This window comes from Roseovarius albus (assembly GCF_900172335.1).
Lineage (GTDB): Bacteria > Pseudomonadota > Alphaproteobacteria > Rhodobacterales > Rhodobacteraceae > Roseovarius > Roseovarius albus.
Window position 1 is genome coordinate 90,891 of sequence record NZ_FWFX01000002.1, and the last position, 22,178, is coordinate 113,068.

General features: G+C 51.5%; 22 protein-coding genes. 7 read left to right on the plus strand and 15 right to left on the minus strand.

Annotation, left to right across the window (positions count from 1 at the left end):
* Positions 1-23: 23 nt before the first annotated feature.
* Together ROA7450_RS03180 and ROA7450_RS03185 are read left to right on the plus strand one after the other, a co-directional pair.
* Positions 24-929: a HalD/BesD family halogenase gene (locus ROA7450_RS03180; RefSeq protein WP_234999414.1), complete on the plus strand. Its 906-nt coding sequence runs from the start codon at positions 24-26 to the stop codon at positions 927-929.
* 18 nt (positions 930-947) lie between these two features.
* Positions 948-1,502: an isochorismatase family protein gene (locus ROA7450_RS03185; RefSeq protein ID WP_085804230.1), complete on the plus strand. Its 555-nt coding sequence runs from the start codon at positions 948-950 to the stop codon at positions 1,500-1,502.
* A gap of 9 nt (positions 1,503-1,511) precedes the next feature.
* Here ROA7450_RS03185 and ROA7450_RS03190 read toward each other — a convergent pair whose 3' ends face one another.
* Entirely contained in the window at positions 1,512-2,753 is a 1,242-nt protein-coding gene (locus ROA7450_RS03190) for a membrane dipeptidase (protein WP_085804231.1), read from the minus strand.
* 164 nt (positions 2,754-2,917) lie between these two features.
* On the opposite strand from ROA7450_RS03190, the gene ROA7450_RS03195 reads away from it, so the two are divergent.
* The 4 genes from ROA7450_RS03195 to ROA7450_RS03210 all read left to right on the plus strand — a co-directional run bounded on the left by ROA7450_RS03195 (position 2,918) and on the right by ROA7450_RS03210 (position 7,407).
* Entirely contained in the window at positions 2,918-3,523 is a 606-nt protein-coding gene (locus tag ROA7450_RS03195; protein ID WP_085804232.1) for an MOSC domain-containing protein, read from the plus strand.
* A 138-nt stretch (positions 3,524-3,661) separates the two neighbouring features.
* A complete protein-coding gene (locus ROA7450_RS03200; protein WP_085804233.1) occupies positions 3,662-5,338 on the plus strand; it encodes a formate--tetrahydrofolate ligase in 1,677 nt (558 codons plus the stop codon).
* 95 nt (positions 5,339-5,433) lie between these two features.
* Positions 5,434-6,324 (plus strand): bifunctional methylenetetrahydrofolate dehydrogenase/methenyltetrahydrofolate cyclohydrolase FolD, encoded by an 891-nt coding sequence (gene folD / locus ROA7450_RS03205; protein ID WP_085804234.1) that lies wholly within the window; start codon positions 5,434-5,436, stop codon positions 6,322-6,324.
* 294 nt (positions 6,325-6,618) lie between these two features.
* Positions 6,619-7,407 carry a LytTR family DNA-binding domain-containing protein gene (locus ROA7450_RS03210; protein ID WP_159453987.1) on the plus strand — a complete coding sequence of 263 codons (789 nt, stop codon included), beginning with the start codon at positions 6,619-6,621 and terminating at the stop codon, positions 7,405-7,407.
* 20 nt (positions 7,408-7,427) lie between these two features.
* On the opposite strand, the gene ROA7450_RS03215 is transcribed toward ROA7450_RS03210, so the two are convergent.
* From ROA7450_RS03215 to ROA7450_RS03270, 12 genes are all read right to left on the minus strand, one after another.
* The gene (locus tag ROA7450_RS03215) at positions 7,428-8,738 is read right to left on the minus strand and encodes a DUF8689 domain-containing protein (protein ID WP_085804236.1); all 1,311 of its coding nucleotides are present in this window, start codon (positions 8,736-8,738) and stop codon (positions 7,428-7,430) included.
* A 119-nt stretch (positions 8,739-8,857) separates the two neighbouring features.
* Entirely contained in the window at positions 8,858-9,358 is a 501-nt protein-coding gene (locus ROA7450_RS03220) for a prepilin peptidase (RefSeq protein WP_085804237.1), read from the minus strand.
* Between the two features lie 12 nt (positions 9,359-9,370).
* Positions 9,371-10,228, minus strand: coding sequence for a tetratricopeptide repeat protein (locus ROA7450_RS03225; RefSeq protein WP_085804238.1), 858 nt, complete (start codon positions 10,226-10,228; stop codon positions 9,371-9,373).
* 29 nt (positions 10,229-10,257) lie between these two features.
* The gene (locus tag ROA7450_RS03230) at positions 10,258-10,812 is read right to left on the minus strand and encodes a tetratricopeptide repeat protein (protein ID WP_085804239.1); all 555 of its coding nucleotides are present in this window, start codon (positions 10,810-10,812) and stop codon (positions 10,258-10,260) included.
* A gap of 14 nt (positions 10,813-10,826) precedes the next feature.
* On the minus strand, positions 10,827-11,795 hold the full coding sequence (locus tag ROA7450_RS03235) for a type II secretion system F family protein (RefSeq protein WP_085804240.1): 969 nt from the start codon (positions 11,793-11,795) through the stop codon (positions 10,827-10,829).
* 30 nt (positions 11,796-11,825) lie between these two features.
* Positions 11,826-12,794: a type II secretion system F family protein gene (locus ROA7450_RS03240; protein ID WP_085804241.1), complete on the minus strand. Its 969-nt coding sequence runs from the start codon at positions 12,792-12,794 to the stop codon at positions 11,826-11,828.
* Between the two features lie 5 nt (positions 12,795-12,799).
* The gene (locus ROA7450_RS03245; RefSeq protein WP_085804242.1) at positions 12,800-14,248 is read right to left on the minus strand and encodes a TadA family conjugal transfer-associated ATPase; all 1,449 of its coding nucleotides are present in this window, start codon (positions 14,246-14,248) and stop codon (positions 12,800-12,802) included.
* Positions 14,249-14,263: 15 nt separating this feature from the next.
* Positions 14,264-15,505, minus strand: a complete 1,242-nt coding sequence (locus ROA7450_RS03250; protein ID WP_085804243.1) for a CpaE/TadZ family protein — start codon at positions 15,503-15,505, stop codon at positions 14,264-14,266.
* A 239-nt stretch (positions 15,506-15,744) separates the two neighbouring features.
* On the minus strand, positions 15,745-16,368 hold the full coding sequence (locus tag ROA7450_RS20720) for an OmpA family protein (RefSeq protein ID WP_143534343.1): 624 nt from the start codon (positions 16,366-16,368) through the stop codon (positions 15,745-15,747).
* A gap of 15 nt (positions 16,369-16,383) precedes the next feature.
* On the minus strand, positions 16,384-17,796 hold the full coding sequence (locus ROA7450_RS03255; RefSeq protein WP_143534344.1) for a type II and III secretion system protein family protein: 1,413 nt from the start codon (positions 17,794-17,796) through the stop codon (positions 16,384-16,386).
* 201 nt (positions 17,797-17,997) lie between these two features.
* Complete coding sequence (cpaB, locus tag ROA7450_RS03260) at positions 17,998-18,876, minus strand: Flp pilus assembly protein CpaB (protein ID WP_085804244.1); 879 nt, start codon at positions 18,874-18,876, stop codon at positions 17,998-18,000.
* A gap of 501 nt (positions 18,877-19,377) precedes the next feature.
* On the minus strand, positions 19,378-19,572 hold the full coding sequence (locus ROA7450_RS03270) for a Flp family type IVb pilin (RefSeq protein WP_085804245.1): 195 nt from the start codon (positions 19,570-19,572) through the stop codon (positions 19,378-19,380).
* A 405-nt stretch (positions 19,573-19,977) separates the two neighbouring features.
* Here ROA7450_RS03270 and ROA7450_RS03275 point away from each other — a divergent pair, with 405 nt between their 5' ends.
* The gene (locus ROA7450_RS03275) at positions 19,978-20,751 is read left to right on the plus strand and encodes a lytic transglycosylase domain-containing protein (protein WP_234999416.1); all 774 of its coding nucleotides are present in this window, start codon (positions 19,978-19,980) and stop codon (positions 20,749-20,751) included.
* Positions 20,752-20,786: 35 nt separating this feature from the next.
* Here ROA7450_RS03275 and ROA7450_RS03280 read toward each other — a convergent pair whose 3' ends face one another.
* Together ROA7450_RS03280 and ROA7450_RS03285 are read right to left on the minus strand one after the other, a co-directional pair.
* Positions 20,787-21,413: a 3-oxoacid CoA-transferase subunit B gene (locus tag ROA7450_RS03280; protein WP_085804247.1), complete on the minus strand. Its 627-nt coding sequence runs from the start codon at positions 21,411-21,413 to the stop codon at positions 20,787-20,789.
* A 1-nt stretch (position 21,414) separates the two neighbouring features.
* Complete coding sequence (locus tag ROA7450_RS03285; protein WP_085804248.1) at positions 21,415-22,110, minus strand: CoA transferase subunit A; 696 nt, start codon at positions 22,108-22,110, stop codon at positions 21,415-21,417.
* Positions 22,111-22,178 lie beyond the last annotated feature (68 nt).

Here is a 22,178-nt window from a genome sequence, read left to right on the forward strand (position 1 = left end):
ACCATTGCCAATATGAACCCCAATTGAAACTGGCTGTCTTGCCGGATGGCCGCATGAATGAATTGGGAGGCTTCATGGACCAAGCGATATTCAAGACCCATTCCGATATGGTGCTCAACCTTGTCGAACTGGAGCGTTATCCAATCGCTGATCTTGACCAAGGACCGGGTGCCGCATTTCTGGCTGAGTGTCAGGCCCAGATGGAGGAACATGGTTGGTGCAATCTGGATGGATTTATTCGTGAAGATGCGCTTGAAGCACTAGCAGCGGAATCCAATGCATTGCTCCCCAACGCGCCCGTATTGACCATTAAACGCACAATTTACCAAGGAGCCGTTGATCCGGATGCCCCCTCGAATGATCCGCGTCGTCAGGAATATATGCACAAGGCGGTCCAATTGGCGGATGACCAGATTCCAAAGGAAACCTTGCTGCAGCAATTGTACCAATCGAATCTGTTGACCGAATTTGTCCGCCGGGTGCAGCAAAAGCCGCAGCTTTATCGCTGTGCAGATGAATTTCAAGCACTCAATGTCGTGGCCCTTCAGCCAGGAAGCTGGCACGCATGGCACTATGACACAACGGAATGCACAGTCACGCTGCTGTTGCAGGCGGCCGAGGAGGGCGGTGAATTTGCTTTCCTACCAAATTCACGGACCGATGTCAGCGAAGATAAAAATGCGGTCACGCGGTTGTTGACGGGCGACATGTCTGCCGCACAAACGTTCAGCCGAGGTGCAGGCACTTTCACGCTGTTTCGGGGCGGATATTCCCTGCACGGAGTAACAAAAGTGCAGGGAGCGCGCCCACGCGTCACGGCCATTCTGACCTATGATGAACAGCCAGGGCGTGTCCTGAGCGACGACGTCAACATTCGTATCTATGGCGAGCGGGTTGAAAAAATCCTCGCCGAGCGCGCCAGCGCCTAAGCAAAAGGAAAGACAAACATGAAAACCGCACTTCTTGTCATCGATGTTCAGATGGCTTTTGTACATGACGACGCTGCGGGCGCAGAACGGTCTTGCCGTGAGGCAGAGGCAAATATTGAGACATTGCTAAAAGTGTTTCGTGACCGGGGCGATAAGGTAGTCCATATCCACCACCATGGCTCTGATGCAGATGATCCGTTTAATGCCAATGCTCCCGGCGCAGTGGTGCAACCTTTCGCGGCCCCGACGGATGGTGAAGCGGTGGTGGTCAAGCATGTCGCCAGCGGATTTGTAGGTACTTCGCTGGAGGAGGATTTGCGTGCAGAAGGTGTGGAGCGGCTGGTTGTATGCGGTGCAACCGCCAATCACTGTGCTGAATCGACCACGCGTTCGGCTGGAAATCTGGGGTTCGACACGATCTATACTGCTGATGCGGTCTGGGCCTATGGTGCGACCGGGCCTGATGGGATTGTACATGATGCCGAGCAGATCCATTCAGTCACATTGGCCAACCTGCACGGTGAGTTTGCGACGGTTTTACCGACTGAGGGAGTGTTGAAGGCCTTGTCTTAAAGCAGTTTGTCAGCGCGAATAGAACCGATCACGCAGTTCTTGGCGTAGTTTGACGCGTTCCTGATAGGTCGCGTTGAACTTTTCCTGTGGGATGCCCTCCCAAACGTCGGACCAGACCCGTATTTTGTTACCGCCATAGATTTTGGCGAGGTCCTCGTTTGTATAACCGCGTCGCCACAACTCATCAGTTATGGCGGCTAGAATTTTGGCCATCTCTCCGCTGCCGGTTGCACCGCGCTGAAAGGCTTTCAGCATGTAACCGTCGTCATCGTAGATATCTGGGTTGGCTTCAACGAATGTGTTGATCAAGGTTTCGTCAAACATGTCGTCGGTGGCAATGCCAACGTGATCAACGCCGACCAATTTGACGTAATAGTCAATCATATCTGCAGCTTGCTGAGGCGAAATATCTTCGGGCCAAATGCCATCCATCATCCATTCGGTGAAAGTGGGTGATACATAGCCACCCGAGTTTGCTGCGCGCAGGGCTTCTTCGTCGGTGATGTTGCGGTAACAGCCCCGTGGTGTCGCCTCTGGCTCATTGGCGTACAGACCGGCAGGAATAGAATGCGTATAAACATAGGGAACACCGGGATAATTTTCATCCATGTAATCCATTGCATCCGTCGCGGTCTGTTTGCCTGTGTGGCTCAGGTCCAGCAAAATCCCATAGCGCACCAACTCGTCAATCACGTCCTCACCATAGGGTGTCAGCCCGATGTCGCGGCCGTTGAAGGCGGCAAGAGATCCTGATCCGGTTCTGAAGATGTCGTTATAGGCCAAGATCATGCTTTTGATCCCCATGTCGGCCAGTATCGCCATGCGCTTGGGGTCGCCATCAAGGATAGTGGCGGTTTGAGAGTTCCAGATGACAGCGGTTTTCCCCTGCAAATGTGCCGCCTCAATATCGCGGGTGTTGTGAACGACTAGGTAGTTTTCAGGCTCTTCCGACATGGCCGAGCGAAAATGATGGTGTTGATCCAAAAGGTCGTTGAAAGTCATACCTGCAGCGGTCAGCGTCATTTCATGCCCAGTGATGCCATTGTCGCGGGCGCGTTGGAAGTATTCCAGCAACTGTTGGTTTTCTACCCAACCGGTGCCGTAAGGGCTGGCCAGCATTCCCAATACTATAGTGTCTTTGACAAATTGAGCGGCCTCTTCTGATGCTGGCCAGGTTTTCGCCTGCTCGCTAGCGCTTGCAGCATGCGCCAAGGCGGCCGTTAATAGTAGCGATGCAATCGTGTTTTTCATCTTCCCCCCCTAGATGAAATATGAATCAAGGCTAGGATGCAGCGACGGGTTGTGTCAAATGTCGTGCAAAACGCATCTGTAATACCCAGTAGCTCCCCCTTCGTGGTATTGACGTAGAGCCATGGTCCGTCAACAGTGCGGATGATCGTGTGGAAGGACAGTATATGCCTGCTTTGAAACCGACAGATTTTAAGGCCGAGATTGTTTGGCTGGGGCGAGTAGAGAACAACGAAGGCTCGATACGCTCTGTTCCTCTGAATGAAATGCAACTCAGTCTTGCCGGGGCTGACGGAGAGTTGCATTCCGGTGAGACACGCCCCTCTTGCGTACGGGTGCGATCTCAACACCCCGAAGGGACCATCATTCGCAATACGCGGCAGCTGTCGGTGGTGTCCGAAGAAGAGTTAGGCATCATTGCAGAGGAAGTCGGATTGGATGAGATCCACCCGGAGTGGTTGGGGGCTTCGGTTGTGGTCCGGGGCATTCCGGACTTTACTTATGTCCCTCCGTCGTCTCGGTTACAAACCGAGGAAGGCACGACGCTTGTGGTTGATATGGAAAACCGTCCCTGTAATTTTCCTGCGCGGGAGATTGAGAAGGATCGTCCAGGTCACGGAAAAAAGTTCAAGAAAGCAGCAACTGGACGGCGCGGCGTGACCATGTGGGTGGAGCGCGAAGGTAAGTTAAGCGTTGGAGATACACTTACTCTTCACATTCCCGATCAACCGATGTGGTCGCATATTGACTCTGCACGCCAAACCGGAAATTGAGTTTCCGATACGAAACTGAACCGTGGCATTCCGACGTAACAATGGCGGTATGTGTCGGATTCGCATTTTGTATACGACGGAAGACTCGGTATAGCCGAGTTAGCTTTAAACCGCATTGCGGCGACCAGAGGACACAACATGAGCTATAAATCCGACATTGAGATTGCACGCGAAGCCAACAAGAAACCGATTCAGGAAATCGGCGACAAGCTTGGCATTCCAACCGAACACCTGCTGCCCTACGGCCATGACAAAGCAAAAGTCAGCCAAGAGTACATCAACTCTGTTCAGGGTAACGAAAACGGCAAGCTGGTCCTGGTGACAGCGATCAACCCAACCCCAGCCGGTGAAGGTAAAACCACCACCACGGTTGGTCTGGGTGACGGTCTGAACCGTATCGGTAAAAAAGCCATGATCTGTATCCGCGAAGCCTCGCTTGGCCCCAACTTCGGTATGAAGGGCGGTGCTGCTGGGGGTGGTTACGCTCAGGTCGTTCCAATGGAAGAAATGAACCTGCACTTCACAGGTGACTTCCACGCGATCACATCGGCGCACTCGCTGCTGTCGGCCATGCTCGACAACCACATCTATTGGGGCAACGAGCAAGAAATCGATGTTCGCCGTGTTCAATGGCGTCGCGTTGTCGACATGAACGACCGTGCTTTGCGCCAGATCACTGCGTCCTTGGGTGGCGTTTCCAACGGCTTCCCACGCGAAGCAGGCTTTGACATCACTGTGGCGTCGGAAGTCATGGCGATCCTGTGTCTGGCCAGCAACCTGAAAGATCTGGAAAAACGTCTGGGTGACATGATCGTGGCCTACCGCCGTGACCGCAGCCCTGTCTTCTGCCGCGACATCAAAGCCGAAGGCGCGATGACTGTTCTGTTGAAAGATGCAATGCAGCCAAACCTGGTGCAAACTCTGGAAAACAACCCGGCGTTCGTTCACGGCGGCCCATTCGCCAACATCGCACACGGCTGTAACTCGGTCATCGCAACAACAACCGCTCTGAAAATCAGCGACTACGTTGTGACTGAGGCTGGCTTTGGTGCCGATCTTGGTGCCGAGAAGTTCATGAACATCAAATGCCGCAAGGCCGGTCTGGCCCCATCGGCGGTTGTTCTGGTTGCGACAGTGCGCGCGATGAAAATGAACGGTGGTGTTGCCAAGGCTGATCTGGGTCAAGAAAACGTCGATGCCGTCACTGCGGGTTGCCCGAACCTGGGTCGTCACATCGAGAACATCAAATCCTTTGGCGTTCCAGTTGTCGTTGCGATCAACCACTTTGTCACTGACACCGATGCCGAAGTACAAGCGGTCAAAGACTATGTTGCTGGCCACGGTACCGAAGCTGTTGTGTCTCAGCACTGGGAATTCGGCTCCAAAGGGTCGGAAAACCTGGCGAACAAAGTTGTTGAGATCGTTGAAGGTGGTACTGCCAACTTCGCACCGATCTACCCAGACGACATGTCGCTGTTCGACAAGGTTGAAACCATCGCCAAGCGTATCTACCGCGCTGACGAAGTTCTGGCTGACAAGAAGATCCGTGATCAGCTGAAACTGTGGGAAGAGCAAGGCTATGGCAACCTGCCGGTCTGCATGGCGAAAACCCAGTACAGCTTCTCGACCGATCCTAGCCTGCGCGGTGCGCCAACTGGCCATTCGGTTCCAGTGCGCGAAGTTCGCCTGAGCGCGGGTGCTGGCTTTGTTGTTGTTGTCTGCGGTGAGATCATGACCATGCCTGGTCTGCCCCGCACACCAGCGGCAGAGACCATTCATCTGAATGACGGTGGACAGATCGAAGGTTTGTTCTGATCATTGGAAATGAAAAACATAGGCCCGGCGAATTGCCGGGCCTATTTCGTTTGTATAAACGAAAACAGAAATCGTAAAAAATAAAGGACGCAATCATGGCTGCGCAAATCATTGACGGGAAAGCCTTCGCGGCGACTGTTCGGGAAAAAGTAGCAGGGCACGTCGCCCGCCTGAAGGAAGAACACAACATCACGCCAGGTCTGGCAGTTGTTTTGGTCGGTGAAGATCCAGCCAGCCAAGTTTATGTTCGCTCCAAAGGTAAGCAAACCGTTGAGGTTGGCATGAACAGTGTTGAGCACAAGCTGGATGTGGACACATCAGAGGCCGATCTGCTGGCGCTGGTTGACCAGCTAAATAATGACCCAGCCATCCACGGCATTCTGGTACAGCTTCCGCTGCCCAAGCACCTGGACGAAGATCTGGTGATCAATTCGATCTCGCCGGCAAAAGATGTGGATGGTTTCCACATTTCAAACGTCGGCCTGCTGAGCACGGGACAGAAAAGCATGGTGCCTTGCACCCCGCTGGGTTGCCTGATGATGCTGCGAGATCACCATGGCTCGCTCTCCGGCATGAATGCCGTTGTGGTTGGTCGCTCAAACATTGTTGGCAAGCCTATGGCCCAATTGTTGCTGGGCGATAGCTGCACCGTCACAATCGCACACAGCCGCACCAAAGACTTGCCTGACGTTGTGCGCCGCGCTGACATCGTTGTCGCTGCCGTTGGACGCCCTGAAATGGTTCCAGGTGACTGGATCAAAGAAGGTGCCACGGTTATCGATGTGGGTATCAATCGTATCGAGCGTGACGGGAAGAATGTTCTGGTTGGTGATGTCGATTTTGCCAGCGCATCCGAACGCGCAGGCGCCATCACCCCCGTTCCCGGCGGTGTTGGCCCGATGACGATTGCCTGCCTGCTGGCCAATACCGTGACGGCGTGTTGCCGAGCGAACGGTTTAGCGGAACCCGAAGGCCTCACGGCATAAATTATTGATAATAAATAATATTTAGAAAGCCCCGGAGTTGATCCGGGGTTTTTTGAGCATATTTGGTTATAAAAAATGACAAAAGAGCGCCACTATTTTAGCGCGCCACTAATTTGAGTGACGAAAAAGATAGGGGGACTGGATGCGGGAGTTTCCCTCTTTCTTGATCAAAGTGGGAACGAGATAGTTAACTATAGGCGGTTAAATGAATTTATGCGCTGTCCTAACAAATGGGGTCTATCCATAGGTGGTTTAATATTGACAAAGTTATCCGAGCAAAATTTCAGGCATTGTTTGAACGACACATTCAAGAGATTGCGTTCAAGCCTGACGTTATTTGTTTGGGTGGCCGCAATTGTTGTTGCCGCGGTCGCCGGGCCGTTTGGAACATTTTACAAGATGGCACCAGTTGAACGTTTCGCTTTTTGGACGATCATCATTACTGTCGCCCTGGTTTTGGCATACTCGTTTCGGTTTCTTACATTGATTGTTTTGGGCTACAATAAACCCCAAATAGTCGACGCTTGTATTGTTGTGCTCCTCACGATTTTTGGTGCGCCAACTTTGTGGTGGATAGCTCAGCGGGTTGTGCAAGACGAAACCATGTTCATGTTTGGTTTTTCGTCGATGTTTTTGTTTGTCGGCGTGATATCAGCGGCTATCTACGCTGCACGCCGATTAATCCCAGGTTTGGAGGATACGGCTTCTGAAGAGGTATTCGCTTATGCTCCGATTGATGAAGCCGCGCTGCCTCCCGCAATGCGATCTCAGCCCCGATTATTGCAGAGATTGCGGATTGAACCTGCCACGAGAATTTTGCGTTTGAGCGCTAAAGATCATCTTGTTGAAGTGGTAACTGACGGCGGCGCCGAAATGCTTAGGATGCGTTTGGTTGATGCTATTGAGAAAATGGAGCCAGTCGTCGGATACTGCACACATCGCTCACACTGGGTTGCAGAAGACGCCATTGAGAGTGTTGAACGCGTAAGTGCTCAGAAGATCTTTTTGGTACTTAGCAATGGTGACCGGGTTCCCGTCAGCAAAAAATACCGGCCGCATTTAGAGGCGGCGGGTATCGTTTAACGAGCGTCCTTCAACTTGGACTAATTCACAATCTTTTCGTCTTTGACGAACATGTTGGCCCAGGCGCGGTCAATCAGCTCCGGGGACATCTGATAGGGGATACCTTCAAAGTCGCAAATCGAAATCATTTGATCGATCAAAAAGATCGGCTGATAGTTCGCATAGACATTGTTGATCGTTGGGTATTTTGTTTTCAATAAGTGGACTAGTGCAGCCTCATCCAACGGCATCTGACGTTTCTTGGCGACCATTGCGAAAATTTTGAGGAAATCTTCTTGAACGGGGCCATCGATTTTGATTTTGAAAAAGATCCGGCGCAAGGCGGCTTGGTCAAAGATTTTATTGGGGTGAAAGTTGGTAGAGAAGATGACCAACGTATCGAATGGGACTTCGAACTTCTCACCTGATTGCAGTGCCAGAATATCTTTGGCTTCCTCGAGCGGAACAATCCAACGGTTAACCAAAGATTGGGGTGGTTCTGCCTGACGACCAAGGTCATCGACAATAAAGATGCCGCCAGTTGATTTCAGCTGTAACGGAGCCTGATACGTCCGGGCGGTGGGGTTGTAGACCAGATCCAGCATGTCCAGAGACAGCTCACCCCCGGTGATGACAGTTGGCCGTTCACAGCGTACATAGCGCGTGTCAAATGTCCGACGGCGACGCAGAGAGTTTGGATCGTCCGATTCAACCTCGGCTTTGGAGTGCACAATGGGGTCATAGACCGTGATTACTTGCCCGGCATATTCGATGGCGCGAGGCACATATATTTTGTCGCCCATTGCATCGCGGATACCGTTGGAGATCGAAGATTTGCCGTTCCCCGGGGGGCCGTACATCAGAATCGAACGACCGGCGGAGACCGCAGGGCCGAGGTGATCCAACAAGCTGTCGGGCAGCACGAGGTGACCCATTGCGCCAGTCAGTTCGTCTCTGGTAATCTGGATGTTACGGATCGATTGGCGTTTGACCTGCTCGCGATAAACTGCAAGAGGCACCGGCATCGGGCCAAAATACTCAGATTGGGACAGGGCATCCAAGGCACGCGATTTTCCTGCGTCAGTAAGCTGATAACCCATCTCGCCACCTGAATTGGCATTCAGCGTACCGGTGGCCTGAAGCAATTTTTGCTCACGCGCCATATCAACCAGTTCTTGTGTGACAGCACGGGGAAGACAGATCGCCTCTGACAATTCCGAGACCATATCGATGTTTTTGCGAAATATTGTCTTGATCAGGATGTCGCGCATCATCACGATGGGCAGCTGCATTTCCTCCATACGGCTGGGAGGAGGAGGGGGCTGAACGCCTTGTGAAACCTGCATATTCATTGGTCTGGTCTGCCGCTTAGTTGCAATATAGTCCGCGCTCTGCGGATCAGAGATATTATCTGGGGCAAAGGGGCCAAATTATGGTGATCGTCGGGCGTCTGATGGGCCTTAGCCGTGGGCTAGGCTCCGTAGACCAGTCCCAGAACAAGATAAATGACCAAGGTACTGGAGAGCGCAAACCCCATGGGGAATTTTTTACGTTGCGCTGTCCAACTGACCCATTCTGGGGCAAGGGACCGCAACGAAGTATGTTTGGCAACGCGATGAGTGCAATAACATGCCAGCAGGTTGGCAGAAAAGATGATGCATAATATCGAGACATCTGCGGGAACGATGAAGGGCGCGGCTGAAGCCATGAACTTTGAATCCCCACCACCCATAAGGCCCGCAGCATTTGCGACGACTCCCAGTACAAATACGATGACAAAACTTGCAAACCGCCATCCATATTCCGACCAGGTGGGTATTGCAAAGAGGCCGATTACCAGAAAAATTGCGAGCAACGTGTCAACTGTCCAGTTCGGGATGCGCATGGAGCTTAAATCGCTCCATGTGATCCAAAGACAGATGGGCGTGACAAATGGTAAGAACCACAGCGCCTGTGTAGAGGTCAAATGCATCTGAGGCCTGCTTTAATTTGCGACGTTGGCTTCTAAGGTTTCCAAGCTGCGCGCCGCTTCTTCGAAGTGTTGAGGATGCGTATCAACTGCGTCACGAAGGAGGCCCTTTCCGATCGAAGTGTCCCCTTGCTTGATCGCAGACAGCCCCAGCGTATAGAGAAGCTGCGCGCGCTCTTCTTGCGATGTTTGCATTACGGGCATGGCGTACTTCTTTTGCGCACCGCGGGCCAAAATCAGATTGTTCTTGGCCGTAAACAAGGAATCGTCCTGACGGATTGCATCCGCAAACAGGCGCTCCGCGCCTGCATAATCGCCGCGGCTGAGCTTCGAATACCCCCAGTTGTTCATCACTCCAGCGGGGCGTGTCGTCAGCCCGACTGCGATTTCGTAAAAGCTATCGGACTTTTTCCATTCTTTGTTGCTATCCGCGACCATGGCTTCAAGACGATAGCGTTTGAAAGTCTCATGTGTGGGCGGGATCTGATCCAGCGCCTTATTCGCGCGATCCCATTCATTATTGCGAATAAGAGCGTCGGCATAATTCACACGGTCCGAGTCCTTCGCATCTTTGTGTTCAATGACGCGTTTCCACGCTGCTACAGCCTCGGTATTCCGCTTGGCCCGAACTAAGGAGAGCGCTAAGCCACGCTGCAGATCGATACGATCTGGCTTCGCACTCAGGGTACGCTGAAAATAGGCGACGCCTTCATTGGGGTCTGCTGCTGATAGCATCACATCGCTAAGATTGCTATCGTCGATGACGTTTACATCCTGAAATGCTCGGTCAACGTCTTGATCTTCGGAAGATTCACAACCTGCAAGTGCCAATGCACCCGCAGCGCATAGCGATAGGAAAACCGGATGGCGCATGTTTGCGTCCTTTTACTGCCTCAGCCTCATTATGGTATCTGGCTTATTGTGAAGTCTCCGCTCCCTCGCCGTACCACTTTGTAATCTTGCTCTATCGTTCCATCATAAGCAGAATTTTCAGATTTTGCGAGCGCTAAGCGTAAATTATCGCGAATTGCGTCACTTTCGCCATTATCTAATGCAAAAGCGCGGCGAAACATCTGTTCCGCCTCGGGGATTTCTCCCTTTTCGATCAAGATTACGCCAATATTGTTCCAAATTTCAGGGGAGGTTTCGTTCTCTTCCAGAGCTTGACGAAGTAGGCGTTCCGCGGTGTCTAGACGCCCAAGACCGAGGTTTGCAGTGCCGATACCAGCCAATACATCCGACGATAAACCATTTTCGAGCGCTGCACGTGAATAAGCGTCAATAGCCAGTTCATATTCCTTGGCATACATGAGGCGGCGCGCAACAAGTAGATTGTCGACACTTTCCTCATTTTTTGCCAAGCCCGGCGCATACGGATTGTCCGGATCTGAATTAAAACCCTCGCTACAGGCTGCGAGGGAAAAGATGATTGCAAATGCTGCCCCTGCTCGGGTCATGGTGCCTCAGGTTTTTATCCGCCGGTGGACATCGAAAACAGTTCAAGAATACCCAGAATGGATGGGCCGACGAGAATGATCAACAGTGCAGGAACTGTAAACATCATGGTTGCCAATGTCATCTTGGTTGGCAACTTGTTGGCCTTTTCTTCGGCGCGCATGACACGTTTGTCACGCATCTCTCCAGCATAGACCCGTAAGGCGTCAGCCACCGATGTACCGAATGTTTGTGATTGTATCAAAACGGTTACAAAACTTGAAATGTCTTGATTGCCGCAGCGCTCTGCCATTTCATTCAGCACAGAAGGCTTGTCCCGTCCTGCTTTGATTTGGTGTGCTACAATTTCATATTCTTCCGCAAGGGCCGGGTAGGAGACGTGGATTTCGCGCGCAACCCGGATGATGGACTGGTCAAGAGATTGGCCAGCCTCGACACAAGTGAGCATCATGTCAAGGCTGTCGGGGAAGCCGTTTGAAATTTCTTCCTGACGAGTTTGTTGGCGTTTGGTAACCCAATATTTGGGGAGCATGTACCCAGCCGCGCCGGGTCCCAAAATGTAAAGCAATGTTTGTTGCGTTGTGGTTTCGCCATTTGAAACAAAAAACAGGAAATAGAAAACGCCAAGTACCAAGAAGCCAATTCCCAATGCGAATTGGGCAAAGTGAAAATACCGGACAGCATCGCGATTGCGATAGCCAGCTTGCATCAGTAGTAATCGAATTTGAGACAGTTGTTTTTCGTTCTGCGGCTCCAGAAACGTAGCGTACTTGTCCAGCTTCTTGTTCTGTTTCGCGCTGCGAAGTTTGGTTGTCTTTTCCTTGACAGGTTGGCCCGACCGTGTTGCTTGCTTCAGCTTTTCCAGCGGATCTTTCCGCTGATTTAATATCAATGGAATCGTAATAAGCACCAACAGGAGACCTGCAGTTCCGACTGCGATGATTGGACCAAAGGGGCCAAGCGTTTCCGTGAGAAATTCCAGCATCTGAAAGAGCTCCGATGATTGATCTGCGGCTCAAACCTTGATGTCTACAAGGGCACGCATAACGATGAGATTGACAACAAGCAGTGCTCCGACGAGCAAGCAGGCTGGGATAAACCAAGGATGAAGCATGGCTTCGTCATAATAGTCTGGTTTGATCATCTGAATGCCAATCATGGCTGCAATTGGGAATCCAGAAAGAAACTTACCGGACCATTTGGCCTCGGCGGTGATCGCTTTGACTCGACGAAAGAGGCGGAAGCGAGAGCGGATCACCTTTGCCAAGCCATCTAGGATTTCGGCCAGGTTACCACCTGATTGCTGTTGGATAGTAACCGCAACCGCCAAAAAACGCAGATCCTGCATGTCCAACCGTTGAGCCATATCCTTGAGCGCTTCCCCAACGTCTCGTCCGTAAGCGGCTTCGTCGGCAATAATGCCAAATTCTGTGGCCAAAGGATCGGGAACTTCTGTAGCGACAATTGAAATCGCCGACGAAAATGGATGTCCCACTCGAAGAGACCGGACCATAAGTTCGATCGCATCAGGAAGTTGTTCTTCCATCATCGCCATACGTTTGTTTGCCTTCATACTGATCCAGGTAAAGACCCCGCCAACGCCCATGGCAACGGACACGAGGACGCGGACAGGAAGCGCGGTGGCTGTGGCGACCGAAAGACCAACAAAGGCGACAAAGCAAAGCAGCACCATGATCATGATCAACTGTCTCGGAGTGAAGGCTATCGCGGCTTTTTGAGCTTTGTCCGACAGAATGGAATAGAGTGGAATCCGTTGCGCTTTGAGGTGCTGTTGCATCTCTTTACGCAGTTTTTCCATAACTTCTTCGCGGTTCCCACTTTTATCGAGCATCTCCAGACGACGATTGACACGATTGTTGAGGCTGATCGATTTTCCGAAAACCGTCAGATATAGACCTTCAACAAGGACTAGAACGCCAATGAAGATCAGGCCGTAAATAATTGGTTCTACGCTAAGGGTCATGGCTGTTACTCCGCTGCGACAGGCTCGTAAATGCTTGGGGGTAAATCGTATCCCCAGAGACGGAAACGTTCGGAATAGTTGGATCGCACGCCTGTTCCCGTGAAATGGCCGATAATCTTGTTATCAGGTGTCAGGCCAACACGTTGGAAGCGAAAGATTTCCTGCATCGAGATCACGTCCCCCTCCATGCCGGTGATTTCAGTGATCGACACCATGCGACGCGAACCATCTTGTAGACGGCTTGCTTGCACCAGAAGGTTTACAGCGCTGGCGATTTGGCTACGAACCGCTTTGAGTGGCATTTCGATGCCAGCCATTGCGACCATGTTTTCCAAGCGAGAGATGGCATCACGGGCGTTGTTGGCGTGGATCGTCGTCATTGATCCGTCGTGGCCGGTATTCATGGCCTGCAACATGTCGATAACTTCTTCACCACGCGTTTCGCCCACAATGATGCGGTCGGGACGCATCCGCAGTGCGTTCTTCAAACAGTCACGCGGAGATACCTCTCCCTTTCCTTCAACGTTAGGGGGGCGGCTTTCCATACGTCCGACGTGAATCTGTTGTAATTGAAGTTCGGCAGTATCCTCGATGGTGAGGATGCGTTCGTCATTGTCGATGAAGCCGGACAGAGCATTCAACGTTGTCGTTTTACCAGAACCTGTACCGCCCGAAACGATTACATTCAGTCGTGTGGCAACAGCCGCTTGTAAATAAGCGGCCATTTCCTCAGAGAAAGCTCCAAATCTGACCAGATCATCGATTCCCAGTTTGTCCTTTTTGAATTTGCGGATGGAAACAAGAGATCCATCAACAGCAATCGGTGGGACCATCGCGTTGAATCGCGACCCATCGGCAAGACGGGCGTCGACATAGGGGTTGGATTCATCTACGCGACGGCCTACAGCCGAAACGATTTTGTCAATAATTCTGAGAAGATGTTTTTCGTCTTTGAATGTGATGTCACTCAATTCGAGCCTGCCGTCCCGCTCAACGAAGATTTGATGCGGGCCGTTGACCAGAATATCGTTGACAGTATCGTCTTTGAGTAAGGTTTCTAGAGGCCCAAGCCCTTTGACCTCATCATAGAGCTCTTGCGTGAGCAATGTGCGATCTTCGCGGTTTAGAACAATACTGCGTTCTTCCAACACCTCGCCGGCGATGGAACTAATCTCGGCCTTTAGGTCAGATTCGGTCGCCTGATCAAGCGCGCCCAAATTCAGATTGTCGAGTAGAGATCGGTGTAGGTCTAGCTTGATGTCAGTTAGACGCTCTTTACGTTTGCGCTCGCGATCAATGGGTGCGGCTTTTGCCACCGCAGTTGGAGCAGGTTTCCGCAGGCTGACATGACTCGACGCTTGCTCAACTGGTAATGTCGGGACCGACTCGACAACAGGTTGATTTGCAGCGGGTTTTGCCGGAGTGCCAGATGATTTTTTGTATCTTGAAAACATATTCTACTGTCTTTCTCAGGCTGCTTCTTCGGCATCTTCGTTACCTAGCTCGTGCAAGGACGCTGCAAGTTTGGCTATTTCGCGTCGAAGCGGGTTCTTTGCTGCGGTCGTGGCCAAAGGCGTGCCGTGATCGCCGGCCTGCATGATGGCCCGCCCCCCATCCGGAAGTTGAACTTCAACGCTGATTTCCAGGCTTTCCGCCATGCGCTTGACCCGTGATTTTCCGCTCAGATCGGTAAAGCGTGGAGCACGATTGAGGCAAAATCGTAATTTTTCAATTGGCAATTCTTCTGCCTTGAGTGCCCGCTTGAGACGTAATGCGTTCTGAGCCGAGCGCATATCCAACTCTAGCGTGGTGAAATAAATTTGTGCGGCATGAAGCACAGTTTCAGTCCACAAAACCAGAGAGCCGGGCATGTCAACGATGACGTAGTCAAAGTGACGGCGTGCCATTTCGACTATGCGGCTGACATCTTCCGGGGTAATCATATCGAGAGGTAGAATGTCGGGAGGCGCGGTCAGAACCCAGAGTTTTTCCTCGTGGGAGACCAAAGTTTGCTTGAAAATGACATCATCCATGGCCTCTGTATCGGACCACAATTCATAGACAATGTCGCGCCGTGGAAGATCAAGATAGGTTGCCACCGTGCCGGTTTGTAGGCTCAGGTCCAACAAGCATACACTTGGTGGGTTGTCCTTGCTGACATTGGCCAGCTCCCACGCCAGATTGACGGCAAAGGTTGTGGCACCGGTGCCTCCGGCAATTCCTTGTACGGCCAGTACGACACTGTCATTCGCGGGGCCAGAAGCATCGAAGGCGGCACCTTGCTGCATGATCTGCACTTCGGTATCGCGTCTGCGCAATCTGTCTATCGCAGCTTGCAGTTCATTTTCCGGTAAGGGGTAGGGCACAAATTCATCAGCACCTTGGCGAAGGAGTTGATGCAAAGACGTGGGGCTGACATCTTCAGCGATCAGGATCACTTTGACCTCGCGAGATTTCGCAGCAACGATGACCTCTCCAGGAATGGACATGTCATTTTCATCGCTTTCGTCTATCGCTATCGCGATAAATTCCATCTCTTCTGATTCAGGCTGGTTGAAGAACGCTAAAGCTTCGGCGAAATTGAGGGCACCCCAGTTGTCGCCCATCGCCGTTTCCATATCTTCAATTAAAAGGTCGAAATTCTGGATGTCCCGGCTGATTGTGCAGGCGGAAAGAGAATTGTTTTCCTGTTCGCTGTTCGAGCTACCCATATTTTTTCAACCTATTATTCTGTTCGTTGCCCAAGCGCACGGGTGAGATATTCACCCGATAAACGGTGTAAGGCTGCTCCAAGATTCGTAAGAATGAAGGTGCAAGTACCTCAGTGTTGAAATCTGGAAGGTAATCTTGGCAACATTAGGGCTAAAAAAACGTAATTGTGCGATTGGTGGTAACAAAAAAATCCCGCCGTTGAGGCGGGATATTTAAAGTTACTGAGATGTCTTATTTACTATTCACCGGATCCCGCTTCAGTTGCGTCTCTTTGGATGTAGCTTTCACGAGTGGCGGATTCGACATATTCGCGTTGAATTACCTCGGCATATTTTCCATCAATTGGGATTGGTGGGTCCTGTACAAATCCGGTTACCTCGGTGACAGTCCGGCGGTTCCGACGTTCGCGACCTTCAGTCACGATCAGAGGTTGCGTTTCGCCGAAGGAGACGACTGCCTCGAGCCGGCTGCGGCTTATTCCCAAAGTCGAGAGGTATGCTACAACCGCGTTTGCACGGCGTTGACCTAAACGTTTATTGTAAGCGCTTGAGCCAACCTTATCCGTGTGACCGTAGACCCGGAACCGAATTTCGGGGAATTGACGGATCCAATTTGCCTGTTCCTTCAGCGCGATGCGTGCATTCGAATCTAGTTGGGCAGAATCAAAGGCAAAGGTGACCGTGCTTGGAACTTCGTCGGCAAATCGGTGTGCCAAATCGATGACGTAGGACCGCTCGCCAGTGTGAACAAGATGATTGTTCATAGTTGGGTTCCCAAAGTTAGGTCCCTCAACGATCGAACCGGCTTCATCTGAGCAGGCCGCTACTGATATGAGCGCTGCAGTGATAATGAAATGTTTCATGTGTCCTGCCCTTCCTTAATCCATGACATAGCCATAGGAGCCGCTGAAGTCTTGCTTTGCAACTTCACCGGTGGCTGATCCAGGTTCGACATCTCGCGCGACACGCCCGTTCCAGAACAAATCTGCTTCGGACGGAAGTTTGACGCGATCCGTTGGAAGTGCCAAAGCTTCGCCTCGTGTTGGGCTTACCAAGTGAGCCGAAACAATAATCACCAGTTCAGATTGCGAGCGCTGATAGTCTGCACTACGGAACAGGCTGCCAAGTACTGGGATGTCTCCCAACCAAGGAACCTGGTTGTTGTTATCCCGAAAATCGTCTTGCAGCAGACCTGCGATCGCGAAACTTTGCCCGTCACGCAATGCAATAGTAGTTTTAGCCTGGCGGGTGCGGAAGGCGTCAATTTGAAATCCATCAGCCACGATCCCATTGCCCGGGTCAAGTGAAGAAACACTAGTGCCAAGTTCCAGGTTAATGACATCGTCATCTAGAACCCGTGGTGTAAATAGCAACTGAATACCGAACGGTTTGAACTCAATCGAAGTCGTGTCATTGTCCTGCGCAACCGGAACGGGATATTCACCACCTGCCAAAAATTCGGCTTCTTGCCCAGACAGGGCAGTCAAGTTTGGTTCAGCCAAAGTCCGAACCAATCCTTTTGTTTCAAGAGCTTGTAGTAAGATGCCGATTTGGGTTGAGCCAATGTCAAATCCAATCAGAGCAGCGCCTGCATTGTTACCAGAGATGACTGCGGGTTGGGAACCTGCTGCGGCTGATCCTAGGTTGGCACCCGCAATACCTACACCAAGGCCGCCACTGACCCCGCCGAGACCATCAATCGCGAGTGATGTCGATAGTTGCTTAGATACGCTGCGCTGCATTTCGGCAAAGCGAACTTTCAGCATGACCTGTTGTTGGCCTGAAACTGACATCAGATTGGAGACGCGCTCAGGTGCGTAACGTTGTGCCAAGTCTAATGCTCGGTCCATGCGAGTGATGCTGGAAACCGTACCAGAAAGGACGATGCCGTCGTTTGCGGTGCGTACTTCGATTCTTTCGCCCGGTAGAATTTGCTGCAAGCGTTCTTTGAACTCTGCAACATCTGCTGCGACATGCACCTCGACGTTCGTGATAAGACGTCCGGTCTCGTCAAGAAGAGTGAGTGTCGTACGCCCCGGGGACTTGCCCAGGATGTAGATTGTGCGATCTGATAGCGTTGAAAAATCCGCAATTGCCGGGTTGGCAATGCTGAGTTCCGCAAATGGGGTGTCACTTTCAACAACGATCGCACGGTTCATAGGAACGCTTAAATTCCGTGCGGTGCCATTTCGAACAACCTGCAGTGTTTCTGCGTTCGCTGTGGTCAAAACTGGACCACTCACCATAACAGCGCCCACCAGGGCGGCTTTTATAAGTCCTGCAATTTTCATGTGACCTGCCTTTCCGATCACGCCTCTGTTTCGGGTCTTGGTGCCCGTGTTATTTTGTGAGACTGCGACAATTCGGATTCTTTTTCAAGAATCAATAACTTTTTCGCGGAAGTTAGAGTATTTTTCTGGTGATAGTTGCCTGAATGCGACGAGACGCCCTTTGCCAAGGCGCCTCAAAGCCAGTTGATTATCGTGTTGCTTTTAGTTTGTGCAGGGGATCGGTGTTGCGATTACTTCACCACCGCGCCGAGTCTTGACCGTGCAAACTTGCGGCTTTTCGACTTCGGGTGCTTTTTCCTCTACAACCACTTCTGCCAAGCCCAGCAAGCTGCGTTGGTCGACTTCGATGGCGTCTGCAACGCTGTCGTCTTCAGCTCCAACAAGAGACAATGAAAGTCGCCCAGTGGATTGCGCTTGTGCCAATGATGCAACTTGCTGCGGGCGAGCCGATACGGTGACTGTTCTGGCAAGAATAGCTTCTGTTGTATCAACATTTGAAATCTGATCGACGGCGATCAGTTTGACACCTGTTTCAATCAACTTTGTGACTTCACCCGTTGAATTAGCCGCAGTTCGTGCCCCATTTCGGCCGATATTACCGGTCCAATAGACGTCAACACGATCTCCAGGACGCAGAAACCCAGAGACACCACTGGACACATCGACTCTAATCGCGAAGGCACGCATGCCCTTCTCCAACTGAGACGTAATGCCTGCTTCTTGTCCAGGTTCTGTAACCTTGATTCCCAAGATAGCTTCAAATGGCTCTATAGTACGCAAGACCTTCCGAGGGGAAACGTTTCCGTTCGGAAACAACTCATCTTCCTCACTAAACGTGCCTTTGGGTAAGGAGCTTTTGGGGAAAGCGATTAGCTTGACGTCTTCCACTCTCAGCCTTTGACCATACTTCAAGGGTTTATCGGCAACATATATATCGACAGTTTCAATATTGGGCGCGCGCTGAGAGCGCTCGTGTGCAAGTTCAGCCTGAGTTTGTTGTATGAAGTTTTTCGCCATGTACACAGCGAATCCCGCCAATCCTAGACCAACTACCAAGACAAGTCCGAACACCAACCGCATGGCGATTCCTTTCAAGCAACTGCTATTTTGTGGGCGCTGTCATGCGACAATCAATCAAATGTATATGTGGTGATTGTGGCGAAATCAGGGATAGTCAGTGGAATAAAATGGCTGATAAAGGGACGTGGTGACACATATTTTCGCTTCAAAAGAAGACTTAGCCAAACGGTTATTCCGAGGACACGACAGTCGCGGCGACTCCGGCTGATGTACGATTTGCGAGCGACATCGTCCCATCTCTAGTTGAATTCCATGCAGAGATAGCCAAACCGATGATTGCGGCGCTCAACACCACCCAATCAACAGTAACTGCGCCTCGTTCGTCATTTCGGAATTGCTTAAATATTACGAGCATATCGCACCCTTTCGCTTGGCTATATACTATAGCGAGGATCAAAAATTACGTGATGCGAGCTTTGTAACTTTCAATGAATTTTGGCCGCAATTCAATTTTGCGGCCAAATTATCTCTATTCAGGCCGTCGGGTGCCCAACTGAGTTATTAGTCAGTGGCAACACCTGTAACAGACGTCGCTTTAACGCCTTTTTCGATGTTGTTGGCCAGTGAGCCTACACCGTTTTTGACGGTCGCAACACCTGCAACGCCAAGGCCAACAACAGCAGCTGTCAGTACGACCCAGTCAACTGTGACCGCGCCTTCTTCGTCCTTGCGGAATTTTTTCAAAAATTTAATCATAGTAGTCCCTCCAAAGGATCAGATTTAAGTCTCTAACCACTTCAACAGATGGGAACCTAATTAGTCAGCAGGTCCGCTGCCGTTGCGGTATGGCTAAATATAGCCAGCGGAATCGGGCAGGATTGGGGCGGCATTAGAGCCATTTTTGTGAGGTCGTTGAAATTTAAGTAAAAACAACTTAATGCATTGATAGATAACAAAATTAAGTTCATTTTTTGATTTGCTTATGTGGTGTAAAGGTGGAGTCTTGCCGTAATTCAATTTGCTTTGGTTTCTAAAATAAGCACAATGCAAGCTAAAAAATCCAGTTTTTGGGATAATCAGGCAACAAAGATTAAGCAGAGCGTTGAGAATATGGGCAAGAAAGTAATTTGGCTTCTATGTGTTACGCTTTTATTGCCTATCATGGCTGTTGCGGACGATCCCCCTCCCTTTAAGGAATTCACCTTTAAACGCGAAAAGCCACCCAAGCCTGGGACCAAGAAACTTATTACGGTCCAGATTGAACCCGAACCTGAACGCCCCAAAGAAGTTGCCAAACCAAAACCTGAAAAAGAAGTTCCTGCTGTACCAGACGTTACCGGTGGCAAGTATGCTTGGTTTTGGCAGGAGGTCTCACCTGCGGCATCTGAACACCCTGTTGATCGACTGCGTCTTGCGATCAGCTCTCTGAGCAAAGGTCCTTCTGGTGTGGCGGTCAAAGGCCCGCGTCTGGGTGATATCCAGAAAATAGCGCGCAACGAAGGGGCTAACATATTACGCGCGACTTTGGGTACGAAAGTGTCACCGGCTTTGGTGTTGGCGGTGATCTCGGTTGAATCAGGAGGGCGCGTCAATGCAGAAAGCCATGCAGGCGCGCAGGGATTGATGCAGTTGATCCCAGCCACAGCAGAGCGATTTGGCGTCAAAGACAGCCTGTCAGCGCAGGACAACATCAAAGGCGGCGTTGCTTATCTTGATTGGTTACTGCGCGAGTTTGATGGTGATGCTGTGCTCGCGCTGGCGGGATACAACGCAGGTGAGAACGCCGTAAAAAGACACGAAGGCGTACCACCCTACGCGGAAACACGTGATTATGTGCCGAAAGTTCTGGCTGCCTATCAGGTGGCACGGGCGCTTTGCAAAACCCAGCCCGAATTGGTAACCGATGCCTGTGCATTGCAATTGGCTTCGAATTAGCGGGCATCTGAGGTGATGCCCGCCAAAGATATCTGTTAGACGATTGACGCCTCAGTAGCAGCGCGAAGGTCGTCTTCGCTAATGTCAGGGGCCGTTTCGACAATCTTTAAGCCACCTTCGACAACATCCAGCACGCCAAGATTGGTGATGATGCGATCGACCACACCTGTGCCGGTCAGCGGCAGGGTGCATTCCTTGAGCAGTTTGCTGTCACCGTGCTTGTTGGTGTGATCCATCACAACAACTACACGACCGACGCCCGCCACCAGATCCATTGCGCCCCCCATGCCTTTGACCAGCTTGCCAGGAATCATCCAGTTGGCCAGATCGCCATTCTCAGCCACCTCCATGGCACCCAGGATGGCCATGGCAATCTTGCCGCCACGGATCATGCCAAAACTGGTGGAGCTGTCGAAATATACAGTCTCTGGCAACTCGGTGATGGTTTGCTTACCGGCGTTGATCAGGTCAGCATCCTCTGAACCTGAAATCGGGAAAGGACCCATGCCCAGCATACCGTTCTCGGATTGCAGCGTGACGCTGACACCGTCAGGGATGAAGTTTGGCACGAGCGTTGGGATGCCGATGCCAAGGTTCACATAGGTGCCGTCTTCAAGCTCTTGCGCGGCGCGGGCCGCCATTGCGTTACGATCCCAGGGCATATCAGGCCTCCCTCACTGTGCGTTGCTCAATGCGTTTTTCGTGCGCGCCTTGGACAATGCGATGCACATAGATGCCCGGCAGGTGGATGTTGTCGGGGTCCAGGCTGCCAACCGGCACGATCTCTTCAACTTCCATCACGCAAACCTTGCCGCACATGGCCGCGGGTGGGTTAAAGTTGCGCGCGGTCTTGCGGAAAATGGCATTGCCGGTCTCATCCGCTTTCCAGGCTTTGACAATCGACAGATCAGCGAAGATGCCGCGTTCCATGATGTAAGTCTCGCCATCAAAATCTTTGTGTTCTTTACCCTCGGCCACCTGCGTTCCGACACCGGTTTTGGTGTAGAAGCCGGGGATGCCTGCACCACCGGCACGCATCCGTTCAGCTAGGGTGCCTTGCGGGTTAAACTCGATCTCCAACTCACCCGCCAGATACTGACGCATGAATTCAGCATTTTCGCCCACGTAAGAACTTAGCATCTTTTTAACCTGCCGCGTTTGCAACAGGATGCCGATGCCGAAATCATCAACGCCTGCATTGTTCGATGCGAACGTTAGATTTTTGGTGCCTGCCTCTTTGATGGCTTGCAGCAGCAATTCGGGAATGCCGCACAAGCCGAAACCGCCGGCAGCGATCAGCATGTCATCATGCAGCAGCCCATCCAGGGCTTCGGCTGCATTTGCGTAGAGTTTGCTCATGAGAGTCTCCTGAGTAATTCGATAGCCCGGTTTTACGGGCTGCAGGAGACAAGTCAATGAAAGGTGGC

Coding starts and splice junctions, on each gene's coding strand:
- ROA7450_RS03185 (WP_085804230.1), top strand. CDS start 948: ATGAAAACCGCACTTCTTGTCATCGATGTTCAGATGGCTTTTGTACAT.
- ROA7450_RS03190 (WP_085804231.1), bottom strand. CDS start 2,753: ATGAAAAACACGATTGCATCGCTACTATTAACGGCCGCCTTGGCGCAT.
- ROA7450_RS03195 (WP_085804232.1), top strand. CDS start 2,918: ATGCCTGCTTTGAAACCGACAGATTTTAAGGCCGAGATTGTTTGGCTG.
- ROA7450_RS03200 (WP_085804233.1), top strand. CDS start 3,662: ATGAGCTATAAATCCGACATTGAGATTGCACGCGAAGCCAACAAGAAA.
- folD (WP_085804234.1), top strand. CDS start 5,434: ATGGCTGCGCAAATCATTGACGGGAAAGCCTTCGCGGCGACTGTTCGG.
- ROA7450_RS03215 (WP_085804236.1), bottom strand. CDS start 8,738: ATGAATATGCAGGTTTCACAAGGCGTTCAGCCCCCTCCTCCTCCCAGC.
- ROA7450_RS03220 (WP_085804237.1), bottom strand. CDS start 9,358: ATGCATTTGACCTCTACACAGGCGCTGTGGTTCTTACCATTTGTCACG.
- ROA7450_RS03225 (WP_085804238.1), bottom strand. CDS start 10,228: ATGCGCCATCCGGTTTTCCTATCGCTATGCGCTGCGGGTGCATTGGCA.
- ROA7450_RS03230 (WP_085804239.1), bottom strand. CDS start 10,812: ATGACCCGAGCAGGGGCAGCATTTGCAATCATCTTTTCCCTCGCAGCC.
- ROA7450_RS03235 (WP_085804240.1), bottom strand. CDS start 11,795: ATGCTGGAATTTCTCACGGAAACGCTTGGCCCCTTTGGTCCAATCATC.
- ROA7450_RS03240 (WP_085804241.1), bottom strand. CDS start 12,794: ATGACCCTTAGCGTAGAACCAATTATTTACGGCCTGATCTTCATTGGC.
- ROA7450_RS03245 (WP_085804242.1), bottom strand. CDS start 14,248: ATGTTTTCAAGATACAAAAAATCATCTGGCACTCCGGCAAAACCCGCT.
- ROA7450_RS03250 (WP_085804243.1), bottom strand. CDS start 15,505: ATGGGTAGCTCGAACAGCGAACAGGAAAACAATTCTCTTTCCGCCTGC.
- ROA7450_RS20720 (WP_143534343.1), bottom strand. CDS start 16,368: ATGAAACATTTCATTATCACTGCAGCGCTCATATCAGTAGCGGCCTGC.
- ROA7450_RS03255 (WP_143534344.1), bottom strand. CDS start 17,796: ATGAAAATTGCAGGACTTATAAAAGCCGCCCTGGTGGGCGCTGTTATG.
- cpaB (WP_085804244.1), bottom strand. CDS start 18,876: ATGCGGTTGGTGTTCGGACTTGTCTTGGTAGTTGGTCTAGGATTGGCG.
- ROA7450_RS03270 (WP_085804245.1), bottom strand. CDS start 19,572: ATGATTAAATTTTTGAAAAAATTCCGCAAGGACGAAGAAGGCGCGGTC.
- ROA7450_RS03275 (WP_234999416.1), top strand. CDS start 19,978: ATGGCTGTTGCGGACGATCCCCCTCCCTTTAAGGAATTCACCTTTAAA.
- ROA7450_RS03280 (WP_085804247.1), bottom strand. CDS start 21,413: ATGCCCTGGGATCGTAACGCAATGGCGGCCCGCGCCGCGCAAGAGCTT.
- ROA7450_RS03285 (WP_085804248.1), bottom strand. CDS start 22,110: ATGAGCAAACTCTACGCAAATGCAGCCGAAGCCCTGGATGGGCTGCTG.